This window comes from Morganella sp. B601 (genome assembly GCF_051172335.1).
Taxonomy (GTDB): Bacteria; Pseudomonadota; Gammaproteobacteria; order Enterobacterales; family Enterobacteriaceae; genus Morganella; species Morganella morganii.
The window spans coordinates 412,363-424,454 of record NZ_JBPIZE010000001.1 but is presented as its reverse complement, the minus strand read 5'-3'; the positions used below and the strand labels follow the sequence as shown (position 1 = coordinate 424,454).

Genomic DNA, 12,092 nt, shown 5'->3' with positions numbered 1-12,092 from the left:
ATGCCGGGAATTATTTTATGTGGTCACGGGGGCTTTGCCTCCGGACTGGAAAAAGCCATGTTACAGATTATCGGGGAGCAGGAGGATTTCGCGGCCGTTGATTTTCCGGCGGAATCCACCACCGCCCGCCTGACACAGGAACTGGAAGCCGCACTGGCGCTGATGTCACACTGCGACAGTGTGATTTTTCTGACCGATATTCTCGGCGGTACGCCGTTCCGCGTGGCGGCTACGCTGTCACAAGGCCGGGAAGACCGCGAAGTGATCACCGGCACCAATCTGCAGTTGCTGCTGGAAATGGCACTGGAGCGGGATTCGCTCTCACCGGCTGATTTCCGCCGCGAAGCACTGGCCTGCGGTCACCGCGGATTAACCAGCCTGACAGACGAGTTACAGCGCGAACGCTGCTGTGAAACTGAGGACGAAGGCATATGATTCAGCAAATCCGCGCCCGCCGTGTGCTGACAGAATACGGCTGGCGGGAAAATCAGGCGGTGACGGTATCAGACGGTATCATTACCGCCATCACGCCGCTGGCGGCAAAAGAAACACAGTTTGATGCGGAGCAACTCTGCCCGGCTTACATTGACACCCATGTTCACGGCGGACAGGGTATGGATGTGATGGATGATAATCTGCAGGCGCTGAAAACCATTGCCGCTTTCAAAGCACAACACGGGGTCGCCGCGTGGCTCGCCACCACGGTGACCGCCCCGCTGCCGGATCTGCGCAGCACCCTCGGGCGGATCGCCCGTTACTGTCAGCAGCAGACCACCACTGAGCCGGTGGCGGAAGTGCTCGGCAGTTATCTGGAAGGGCCGTATTTCACGCCGCAGAACAAAGGAGCACACTCACCGGAGCTGTTCCGTGAATTACAAATCAGTGAGCTGGACACGCTGATTACCGATGCGGCAGGCACACTGAAAGTGGTTGCACTGGCACCGGAAAAACCGGAGGCGCTGAATGCCATCCGCCACCTGAAACGGCGCGGGCTGAATGTGATGCTAGGCCACAGTGCCGCCACCTATGAGCAGACTCTGGCGGCTCTCGATGCCGGAGCTGACGGGCTGGTTCACTGTTTCAACGGCATGACCGGCCTGCATCACCGCGAGCCGGGCATGGCGGGAGCAGGATTATCCGATCCGCGCGCCTGGCTGGAGCTTATCGCTGACGGGCATCATGTCCACCCGGCTGTGATGCGGATTGTCTGTCAGTGCGCCGCACACCGCACGGTGCTGATCACCGATGCCATGCGGGCAGCCGGGCAGCCGGACGGCATTTATGATATCTGCGGCCATGATGTCACGATGAAAGCAGGTATTGTCCGGACCGCCTCCGGTGGCCTCGCGGGCAGCACCCTGGCACTGGATGACGCCGTCAGCCGGATGATTAGTGATACCGGCACGCTGCCGGAAACCGCCATCCGCATGGCTTCCCTGCAACCGGCACAACTGCTGGGGATCACCGCGACACACGGCAGTATCTCTGCGGGAAAACGGGCACATTTCAATGACCTGAACAGTGACTGGCGGGTAACACAAACCTGGATCCACGGGCAGCCGGTACGCTGATTTCCTTTCATTTTGAGGTGCGGAACTCTCCGCACCTTTCTTTTCCTTATGTTTATCTACCTGGGATTTTTATATAACTAACTAATAAACAATAGCTTAATCATTTCACTTGTGGTGTAAATCACACTTTTCGTTTTCTTTTCATTACTACATTGATCCTTCGTTTTCCTTCCTGTAAATTGAAATGAAACCTCAAAACGAAACCAACCGAAAGGTAATGACGAATCGGGTGATCTTTTGATTCATTTCACTTTCGGCTGAACGTCATGTAAAGGATGAAGCTATGCACGACCCTCTTTCTGCCACACCCCGCTATTCCACCTGGACGGAAACGGAGATCCGCCAGCAACCTGATTGCTGGATGAGTGCATTACACTCAATCGACTCACAACGCGCACAGCTGGATGCCTTTCTCGCGCCGCTGCTGGCTCAGGATAACCTGCGCATCATTCTGACCGGTGCCGGGACTTCCGCCTTTATCGGTGAGATGATTTCTCCCGTACTGCGCCGCCTGACCGGCAAAAGCGTCACTGCGATCCCGACAACCGATATCGTCACCAATCCGGCGGATTATCTGCCTGAACAACAACCGGTGCTGCTGGTCTCCTTTGCCCGCTCCGGTAACAGCCCGGAAAGCGTGGCCGCGTTTGATCTTGCCAACCAGTGTGTTGCCCGCTGCTCTCATCTGGTGATCACCTGTAATAAAGAGGGACATCTGTATCAGCGTGTACAGGGCAGTGATAATGGTTTTGCTCTGCTGATGCCGCCGCAGACCAATGACAAAGCCTTTGCCATGACCAGCAGCATCACTTCAATGATGTGCAGCTGTCTCGCCGCCCTCGCCCCGCAGACGTTCAGCACAGAACGCTTTGCCGTTGTGGCACAGCGGGCGCGGGATATTCTCGCCACCCATGGAAGCAGCGGACAAATTCTGCCGGGTAATGATCCGTTTAAACGCGTGGTTTACCTCGGCAGCGGCAGCTTTCAGGGACTGGCGCGGGAATCCGCTCTCAAACTGCTGGAACTGACCGCCGGGCAAATCGCCGCCTTTTATGACACGCCAACCGGCTTCCGCCACGGCCCGAAATCTCTGGTCGACGGCGACACCCTGGTGGTTGTGTACATCTCAAACCAGCCTTACACCCGTCAGTATGATTTGGATTTGCTGGCCGAACTACGCCGCGACCGGATTGCCAAACAGGTGGTCGCAATAGCCGATCTGCCGGATGACGCCATCAGCGCCGGGACACACTGCTATCTGCCTGCCGGTGACGCCCTCAGCGACACAGAACTGCTGTTCTGTTTCCTGCCGTATGCTCAATTATTTGCCCTCAGTCAGTCTGTCAGAACCGGGATCACACCGGATACCCCGTCTGCCAGCGGCACCGTTAACCGCGTTGTTCAGGGCGTGATTATTCACCCCTTCAATAACCAGAACACAGGAGCGTAATCATGGGGATCATCTCAACCAAATATCTGCTCACACATGCACAGGTCAATGGCTATGCGGTTCCGGCGTTTAATATCCATAACGCCGAAACTATTCAGGCCATTCTGGAAGCCTGTGCGGAACTGCGCGCACCGGTGATTCTGGCGGGCACGCCGGGCACCTTTAAACACATCAGCTTCCCGGAAATTTATGCACTGTGTGACGCCTATTCCCGCTCGTTTTCCATGCCGGTCGCGCTGCATCTTGACCACCACGAAACTCTTGACGATATCCGCACCAAAGTCGGTCAGGGTGTGCGCAGTGCCATGATCGACGGCAGTCATTTTCCGTTTGAGGAGAATGTCGCGCTGGTCAAATCTGTAGTGGATTTCTGCCACAGTCAGGATTGCAGCGTGGAAGCGGAACTCGGCCGTCTCGGCGGCGTTGAGGATGATATGGATGTGGATGCGGAAAGTGCCTTTCTGACCTCCCCGGATGAAGCGCGCCGTTTTGCACAACTGACCGGCATCGACAGCCTGGCGGTGGCTATCGGTACCGCTCACGGCCTGTATACCAGCCGTCCGAAAATTGATTTTGCCCGGCTGGAAAAAATCCGCAGCATTACGGATATCCCGCTGGTACTGCACGGCGCGAGTGATGTGCCGGATGCGGATGTCCGCCGCACTATTGAGCTGGGGGTGTGTAAAGTCAATGTCGCCACCGAGCTGAAAATCGCGTTTGCCGGGGCAGTCCGTGCCTGGTTTGCAGAGAATCCGGACGGCAATGATCCGCGCTATTACATGCGGGTCGGTATGGATGCCATGAAAGCGGTTGTCCGCGATAAAATCAGGGTCTGTGGTGCGGAAGGTCAGCTTCTGTAACCCGTCAGGCGGTACTGTGTTCCCCCGCAGTGCCGCCTTTTTCATCTGCGAAAAAATAATAAAAAAAACAACAATAAAAAATACTGTCCCGTAACACCCCTTAACCAATAAATTATAAAGAAGCTGAGGAGTACTCTACGATGTCGCAGGAAAAGTCGTTTAAATCCAAACTCTGGGAATTTTTTCAAAGTCTCGGGAAAACCTTTATGTTTCCCGTCTCGTTACTGGCATTCATGGGGTTATTACTCGGGATAGGCAGTTCGGTCACCAGTCCTTCCGCTATCAGCAGTTTTCCGTTTCTCGGCAATGAATTTGTCCAGCTGACCTTTGGTTTTATGGCGATGGTCGGCGGCTTTGCCTTTACCTATCTGCCGGTGATGTTTGCCATGGCTATTCCGTTCGGACTGGCAAACCGTAACAAAGCGGTCGGCGCCTTTGCCGGGTTTGTCGGCTATATGCTGATGAACATGAGCATCAACTATTATCTGACCGTCACCCACCAGCTTGCCGACCCGGCGATGATGAAACAGGTCGGGCAGTCCGTGGTGCTGGGGATCCAGACCCTCGAAATGGGCGTGCTGGGCGGGATTGTGGTCGGTGTTATCACCTATTTCCTGCATGAGCGGTTCCAGGATACGGTGCTGCATGATGCTTTCGCATTTTTCGGCGGCATCCGTTTTGTGCCGATTATCACCGCACTGACGCTGTCACTGGTCGGCCTCGCGATCCCGTTCCTGTGGAAATATGTCGCTATGGGCATTGCCGGGATCGGCCATATTATTCAGAGCACAGATGTTTTCGGCCCGTTCCTGTACGGCGTCGGCGTGCTGCTGCTCAAGCCGTTCGGGCTGCATCATATTCTGCTGGCAATGGTGCGTTTTACCCCGGCCGGGGGCACGGAATTTGTTGATGGTTATGAAGTCGCCGGGGCGCTGAATATTTTCTATGCCGAACTGAAAGCCGGCCTGCCGTTCAGCCCGCATGTCACCGCGTTCCTGTCACAGGGCTTTATGCCGACCTTTATCTTTGGTCTGCCTGCGGTCGCTTATGCTATCTACCGCACCGCGAAACCGGAGAACCGTCCGGTGATCAAAGGGTTATTACTGTCCGGGGTACTGGTTTCCGTCGTGACCGGGATTTCCGAGCCGATTGAGTTCCTGTTCCTGTTTATCGCGCCGGTGCTCTATATCTTCCACATTATTATGTCCGGTCTTGCCCTGCTGGTGATGGCACTGCTCGGCGTGACTATCGGTAACACTGACGGCGGGATTCTCGATCTGCTGATCTTCGGCATCATGCAGGGAACAGCCACCAAGTGGTATCTGGTGTTCCCGGTCGGGATTATCTGGTTCGCTATCTACTTCTTTGTCTTCCGCTGGTACATTCTGAAGCATGATGTCAAAACGCCGGGCCGTGAAGATGCTGCTGACGGTGCCGAACAGGCAGTGAAAGCCAATACAAAAGCACGCGGCAAAGCCAAATACGATCACAACCTGATCCTCACCGCACTCGGCGGCAAAGAGAATATTGATTCGCTGGATAACTGTATCACCCGTCTGCGTCTGGTGGTGAAGGATATGGACAAGGTGGATCAGAAGACCCTGAAAGAGGCCGGTGCCCTCTCTGTGGTGGTACTGGATGCCCACAGTGTGCAGGTGATTATCGGCCCGCAGGTGCAGAGTGTGAAATCCGGCATTGAAGCTTTAATTTAACAGGAACTGAGCATGTACGATTTTGATGAAATAATTGAGCGCAAAAGTGACCGCTGCCGGAAATGGGATCATCAGTATGTCTGTTCCCGCTTCGGGGATGTCCCGCAGGATTTCATTCCGCTGTGGATAGCGGATATGGATTTCAAATCCCCGCCGGCGGTGATTGAGCGGTTCACGCAGGTGGCACAGCACGGTACCTTCGGCTACACCTGGTGCTTTGATGAATTTTACGATGCGGTGGTCCGCTTCCAGGCAGAGCGCCATCAGGTCACGGTTCAGCGGGAGTGGGTGACACTCAGTTACGGTACGGTTTCCACCCTGCACTATCTGGTACAGGCATTCTGTCAGCCGGGCGACTGTGTGATGATGAATACACCGGTGTATGATCCGTTTGCCCATGCAGTGACCCGGCAAAATGTTACTGTGCTGACCAATCCGTTGGTGGCGCGGGATAACCGCTATCACCTTGATTTTGATCATATTGAGGCGCAGATGCGCGAACACCGGCCGAAAGTCTGGCTGTTCTGCTCGCCGCACAATCCGTCCGGCCGTATCTGGACGGCGGCGGAAATAAAACAGGTCTCGGATTTGTGTCTGCAATACGGTGTGCTGCTGGTGATTGATGAAGTGCATGCGGAACATGTGCTGTACGGCAGCTTCACCGGCTGTCTGCGCCCGGGATGTGCAGCGCCGGAGAATCTGATCCTCCTGACCTCACCGAACAAAGCCTTTAACCTCGGCGGGCTGAAAACCTCTTACAGCATCATTCCCGACCCCGCACTGCGGGCACAATTCCGCCGTCAGCTGGAGAAAAACTCCATTACCTCACCTAATCTGTTCGGGGTATGGGGCATTATTGAGGCTTACAACAACAGCACTGACTGGCTGGATGAGCTGAACCTCTACCTGAGAGGCAATGCGGATTATCTGACACAGGCCGTGGCGGAGCATTTCCCGGACTGGCGGATGATGCAACCGGAATCCTCTTACCTCGCCTGGGTGAATATCAGCGCCACCGGACGCACAGCGACAGAACTGACACTGGATTATGCCCGGCAGACCGGCGTGGTGGTTGAGGACGGCAGTCATTATGTGGCGGATGGTGAACAGTATCTGCGGATTAACTTCGGTACGCCGCGCGCACTGCTGGCGGAAGCGGTAAATCGTCTGAAAAACGCCCGGTAACAGAAAAAAATTGGCGACCTTGCTGTATTCCGTCAACAGGGTCGCCATAATTACCGATGTTTTACCTTGTACTGACAATACTTAACTGCTCTGATTTGTCATGCGCACTGCAGTGAAAGTCCGTTTTCATCAGAGCATCGGGGCACGACACCTATCCGCTCTTACTTCCGTGTAACGGTAAATTCCTTTTACCGTCCCCTTCCCGGGGTAAATCCTTTTATTACCTGTGATGATAAAACACAGGCTCCCTGATAATACATCCGTGTGGTAAGTCCGTTTACCTTGTCCGGTAACATCCGTTTATGTCCCCGCGGGATATATCCGTTATCCCGCTAAATCATTAAAAATAATTCCTTTATTTTTTAAGATAATAACGAGTCAGTCAGGTTATATTCGCATCCTTGCGGGCATATTAACTTATAACACTCCGGTTATAAGAAATATCTGTAATAACTGCGTTTTTTAATATTTTCAGTGATGTATCTGAAGATTAATTTACAGTTCACGCCCGGCATTAATTATAAAACAGCATCCCGATACTTAATTAAAACTGAGAATATATAACGTGAACACAATTTCAATTTACATTTAAAAAACACAAAGACCAATAAGAAAATGCTCAATTTAAAACAAGGGATATATTTACCCGAAAGAAAATAAATATATCTCACTCACTTATTAAGGTTAAAGATTATTATCATAAAATATACCGTCAATAAGAAATGGATTAGCTTTATGTGTAAATAGCTTAACTTTTCACCTTCATTCCTTTTATTAGTATTTCTTCTTTTGTTTATGACATAAAAAAATGATGAATTATGCAAACACACAATAAAACACCGCGTTATTGATACAAACAGACAAAAAATCCGGGCGAGCATGTCATATGATTATTTTGATAAAATTTAAGGCCAAATTGTTTTATATGACACTGCTGTGTTTTTAGGATAATACTCATCTCATGCACAACCCATGCCTTCATCAAAATACACGTAATACATTGATTATAAAAATTATATTTATAACCTAACTGTACCGGAATTATTTACCCTGAACAATAACATGCCGATAATATAACAAAAAAACAACATGAAAATATTAATTTATATAATGAATAACAGTAAAATAACGTAATCCACTTTTACCTTTGTCCGTTTATTTAAGATAATTGCACATTCTTAATTGGTATTTATAATTTAATAAACCAATTTCTAATATAATTCCATTAACAAAAAATGGAAATATCTTATTTAAATAAAATTTAATTAACGTGATAGTCACTCCGCAGAGCATCTGCATCCCCTTCCGGCGTAAAGGTTCCGGAGGGATACCATTATCACTGCCGTTTCATTATCAAAATGAGATGATATCATTCTCATACTGTACAAACCCTGTTCACTCTGCTTTTCTCCCGCCCGGCTGACCGGTACGGAAAGCCCTTCGCAAATCCCCGGTGACACGTTTCACAAATCGCAGATGATTTAAGAGATCTCTCACATTTTTATTTCTTTGTCGCGCCGCTGGTTCAGTTATTGCTTTATTCCCTGTACCAAACGATCCGCTGAGGCCGACGTATGACCTCTCATTCCATTTATTATAAAGGAGAGAAGGATGTCAGATCTCAATCATCCAACCTCTGATCTAATCTATCAGCTGGACGACAAGCCCCCGTTTTTCCAGGCCCTTCTTGGTGCGGTAACCCATTTATTGGCCCTGTTTGTTCCGATGGTGATGCCTGCCCTGATTGTGGGCAAAGCCCTGGATTTATCCGCCGATACCACAGCTTATCTGGTTTCTATGGTTATGATTGCCTCCGGCATCGGTACCTGGATACAGGTTAACCGCTACGGGCCGATGGGCTCCGGCCTGTTATCTATTCAGTCCGTCAACTTCTCATTCGTGACTGCCATGATTGCCATCGGCACCGCCATGCGCAGTGACGGGCTCCATGAAGAACTGATTTTGTCCTCTCTGCTCGGCGTCTCTTTCGCCGGTGCTTTCCTGGTTGTCGGTTCCTCTTTTGTGCTGCCTTATCTGCGCCGGATAATCACCCCGACTGTCAGCGGCGTGGTGGTGCTGATGATCGGCCTGAGCCTTATCAAGGTCGGAATTATCGACTTCGGCGGCGGTTTCTCTGCCAAATCAGCCGGCACATACGGCAACTATGAAAATATCGGTGTGGGATTACTGGTCCTGCTGGTGGTGATCGGCTTTAACTGCTGCAAAAGCCCGCTGCTGCGGATGGGCGGGATCGCCATTGCCCTGGTGGCAGGCTATATTGCCTCGCTGTTCCTCGGGCTGGTGGATTTCAGCACCTATCAGAACACCGCGTTTATTACGGTACCGGTGCCGTTTAAATTCGGCTTCTCATTTAATTTCACCCACTTCCTGGTGGTCGCCATTATTTATATCCTCAGCGTGCTGGAAGCGGTCGGCAACCTGACGGCGACAGCTATGGTGTCCAATCAGCCGATTAAAGGTGAAGTGTACCAGAACCGGCTGAAAGGCGGTGTAATGGCGGATGGTGTGGTATCCGTTATTGCGTCAGCTCTCGGCTCGCTGCCGCTGACCACCTTTGCCCAGAACAACGGTGTGATCCAGATGACCGGTGTGGCCTCCAGTTATATCGGGCGCTTCATTGCTGTGATCCTGGTGTTCCTCGGCCTGTTCCCGGGTATCGGCTGGTTCTTTACCACCATTCCGGCACCGGTACTGGGCGGGGCAATGACACTGATGTTCTCCATGATTGCCATTGCCGGGCTGCGCATTATTATCTCCAACGGCCTGCGCCGCCGCGAAACCCTGATTGTGGCAACATCCCTGGGTCTCGGACTGGGTGTTTCTTATGATCCGCAGATCTTCAGCATCCTGCCGCCGTCTTTATATATTCTTGCCGAGAACCCGATTTGTGTCGGCGGTCTGACGGCGATTATCCTGAATCTGCTGATCCCTGTCGGACAACCGCGTGGTGCGGCCAATGAGGAAGAGCCGGATGTGCTGGCTGACGAGCTGGAAGCCATGCTGGATATCCCGGATGCAGAGCGTGACCTGCCGGATATGGCCATGAGTGCGGAGAACAAACGCGTTATCTGACCCTTCTGATTTCTGCCCGTAAAAAAACCGCGATAATCATTATCGCGGTTTTGTTTTTACTGCTCTCTGTTATGCGTTACTGACCATCGCCTGCGGTGACTGTGCCTGTTCATCGAACATGCTCAGCATCTCGCGGGCGGCCTGACGACCGGCAGCCATAGCGGTGACCACCAGATCTGCACCATGCACCGCATCACCGGAGGCAAAGATTTTCGGGTTGGTGGTCTGGTTGCTCATGCGGCCGTTGCCGCCGGTTTTAATCTGTCCCCATTTATCCAGCTGGACATTATAACCGCTGAGCCACGGCATCGGATGAGACTGGAAGCCGAACGCCATAATCAGCACATCCGCATCAAGGATAAATTCAGAGCCTTCCACTGGTTTCGGACGACGGCGACCATCCGGCCCCGGTTCACCGAGTTGTGTGCGGATAAGCCCGATACCGCTGACGGCTCCCAGCTCAGTGCGGTCAATAAACTGCGGCTGCACGTTATAGAGGAATTCCACACCCTCTTCGCGGGCGTTGATCACCTCTTTCTTCGAGCCCGGCATACTCGCCTCATCACGGCGGTAGGCGCAGATAACACTCTCAGCACCACGGCGGACAGCAGTACGGACACAGTCCATCGCGGTATCACCGCCGCCGAGCACCACCACTTTTTTCCCTTCCACATCAATCCAAGGGTATTCATCCGCCACCGGCAGCCCCATCACCTCGCGGGTACTGGCGATCAGGAACGGCAGTGCCTGCACCACGCCCGGGGAATCCTCATGTTCCAGCCCGGCTTTCATCATGCCGTAGGTGCCGACACCCAGCAGTACTGCATCATACTCGCTCATCAGGCGGCTGAACGGGATATCTTTGCCGACTTCACAGTTCAGATGGAAGGTGATCCCCATATCCGTGAAAATCTGCCGCCGCTGTGCCATCAGCTGTTTGTCCAGCTTGAACGGCGGGATCCCGAAGGTCAGCAGTCCGCCGATTTCCGGATGGCGCTCAAACACCTCAGCTTTCACCCCTGCACGGGTCAGCACATCCGCACAGCCCAGCCCGGCCGGTCCGGCACCGATAATCGCGACACGTTCCGGACGCGGAACCACATCCTCCGCCACAGACGGACGCCAGCCCATCTCAAAGGCGGTATCTGTGATATAGCGTTCGATGTTCCCGACAGTGACCGCGCCGCCGTGGTTACGCAGCGTACAGCGGCTTTCACACAATCTGTCCTGCGGGCAGACACGGCCGCAGATTTCCGGCAGCGAACTGGTTGAGTTACTCAGCTCCGCCGCCTCAATAATTTTGCCTTCGCGCACCAGACGGACGAAATCCGGAATGGCGTTATGCAGCGGGCATGACAGGTTACACATCGCTTTTTGTGAGCAGTACAGGCAGCGCTCACTTTCATAACCGGCACACTGTTCATTCAGCCCGATATAAATTTCGCCGAAATGATTTTTCCGCAGAGCTGCACTCTGTTTCTTTGTTCCTTCACGCGGCGGACGTTTGAGGATCTCAAAACGGATTTCCGACTGACGCGCCTGGTTGTATGCACCGGTGGCTGCCCGCATCAGGCGGTCATTGCGCAGGATCACCAGTTTGTGTTCATCCAGGATGCTGAGTGCGCTGGTCGGGCAGTTAGCCACGCACGCGGGTGACCCGCCGGTGGTATCACATAAATCGCATTTCTGCGCCAGTTCGTGCGAGTGATCGAACGTCATCACCATTTCCATCGCCCCGAACGGGCAGACCAGCACACAGCTTTTACAGCCGATACATTTTTCCTGATCCAGTTTGACTATATTGTCCGCCACATACAGGGCATCCACCGGGCAGGCAGCGGCACAGGGGGAGTCTTCGCACTGGCGGCAGGTGACAGCGAGGCTGTCACTCTCTTTGAACATGACACGGATACGGGGGGCGTAATCACGGCTGTCATGTGGCCAGTGGTGATCATTATGCGCGACAACGCAGGCAATTTCGCAGGCGTGACATCCGATGCATTTCTGGCTGTCCGCAACTATACATTTGTTCATGTTCACCTATCGCTTTCCGGGTTTTCGGTATTGGTAACCATGCAATAACCGGGCACATTCGGCCCTTCTTTGTCGGTTTTATGGTCATTTTGCGGGGCGGGTCAAATTCTGCGGATGCAGGAAGGCAATAACACACGCGCAACAGGGCTACCGGATTTTTTTTACTTTAACGGGGTGCGGGATTTGT

8 protein-coding genes are annotated in these 12,092 nt (G+C 52.7%); 7 read left to right on the top strand and 1 reads right to left on the bottom strand.

The features are described from left to right. From agaF to ACSBQN_RS01865, 7 genes are all read left to right on the top strand, one after another. On the top strand, positions 1 to 435 hold the full coding sequence (gene agaF / locus ACSBQN_RS01895; protein ID WP_024474789.1) for a PTS galactosamine/N-acetylgalactosamine transporter subunit IIA: 435 nt from the start codon (positions 1 to 3) through the stop codon (positions 433 to 435). Next, positions 432 to 1,571: an N-acetylglucosamine-6-phosphate deacetylase gene (gene nagA / locus ACSBQN_RS01890; protein ID WP_354633178.1), complete on the top strand. Its 1,140-nt coding sequence runs from the start codon at positions 432 to 434 to the stop codon at positions 1,569 to 1,571. Before agaF ends, nagA begins: the two co-directional genes overlap by 4 nt. A 283-nt stretch (positions 1,572 to 1,854) precedes the next feature. Further along, complete coding sequence (locus ACSBQN_RS01885; RefSeq protein WP_434991535.1) at positions 1,855 to 3,021, top strand: SIS domain-containing protein; 1,167 nt, start codon at positions 1,855 to 1,857, stop codon at positions 3,019 to 3,021. Positions 3,022 to 3,023: 2 nt separating this feature from the next. Further along, entirely contained in the window at positions 3,024 to 3,881 is an 858-nt protein-coding gene (kbaY, locus tag ACSBQN_RS01880; RefSeq protein ID WP_152695422.1) for a tagatose-bisphosphate aldolase subunit KbaY, read from the top strand. Positions 3,882 to 4,021: 140 nt separating this feature from the next. Then, complete coding sequence (gene malX, locus ACSBQN_RS01875) at positions 4,022 to 5,593, top strand: maltose/glucose-specific PTS transporter subunit IIBC (protein ID WP_004237705.1); 1,572 nt, start codon at positions 4,022 to 4,024, stop codon at positions 5,591 to 5,593. A gap of 12 nt (positions 5,594 to 5,605) precedes the next feature. Continuing rightward, the gene (locus ACSBQN_RS01870) at positions 5,606 to 6,778 is read left to right on the top strand and encodes a MalY/PatB family protein (RefSeq protein WP_024474785.1); all 1,173 of its coding nucleotides are present in this window, start codon (positions 5,606 to 5,608) and stop codon (positions 6,776 to 6,778) included. Between the two features lie 1,611 nt (positions 6,779 to 8,389). Beyond that, positions 8,390 to 9,871 carry a nucleobase:cation symporter-2 family protein gene (locus ACSBQN_RS01865; protein ID WP_004240980.1) on the top strand — a complete coding sequence of 494 codons (1,482 nt, stop codon included), beginning with the start codon at positions 8,390 to 8,392 and terminating at the stop codon, positions 9,869 to 9,871. 69 nt (positions 9,872 to 9,940) lie between these two features. On the opposite strand, the gene ACSBQN_RS01860 is transcribed toward ACSBQN_RS01865, so the two are convergent. Beyond that, positions 9,941 to 11,905 carry an FAD-dependent oxidoreductase gene (locus ACSBQN_RS01860; protein WP_024474784.1) on the bottom strand — a complete coding sequence of 655 codons (1,965 nt, stop codon included), beginning with the start codon at positions 11,903 to 11,905 and terminating at the stop codon, positions 9,941 to 9,943. Between the last annotated feature and the right edge of the window lie 187 nt (positions 11,906 to 12,092).

Excerpts from the sequence above, each read along its gene's own strand:
- ACSBQN_RS01885 (WP_434991535.1), top strand. The coding sequence starts at position 1,855 with ATGCACGACCCTCTTTCTGCCACACCCCGCTATTCCACCTGGACGGAA.
- malX (WP_004237705.1), top strand. The coding sequence starts at position 4,022 with ATGTCGCAGGAAAAGTCGTTTAAATCCAAACTCTGGGAATTTTTTCAA.
- ACSBQN_RS01865 (WP_004240980.1), top strand. The coding sequence starts at position 8,390 with ATGTCAGATCTCAATCATCCAACCTCTGATCTAATCTATCAGCTGGAC.
- ACSBQN_RS01860 (WP_024474784.1), bottom strand. The coding sequence starts at position 11,905 with ATGAACAAATGTATAGTTGCGGACAGCCAGAAATGCATCGGATGTCAC.
- ACSBQN_RS01870 (WP_024474785.1), top strand. The coding sequence starts at position 5,606 with ATGTACGATTTTGATGAAATAATTGAGCGCAAAAGTGACCGCTGCCGG.
- nagA (WP_354633178.1), top strand. The coding sequence starts at position 432 with ATGATTCAGCAAATCCGCGCCCGCCGTGTGCTGACAGAATACGGCTGG.
- agaF (WP_024474789.1), top strand. The coding sequence starts at position 1 with ATGCCGGGAATTATTTTATGTGGTCACGGGGGCTTTGCCTCCGGACTG.
- kbaY (WP_152695422.1), top strand. The coding sequence starts at position 3,024 with ATGGGGATCATCTCAACCAAATATCTGCTCACACATGCACAGGTCAAT.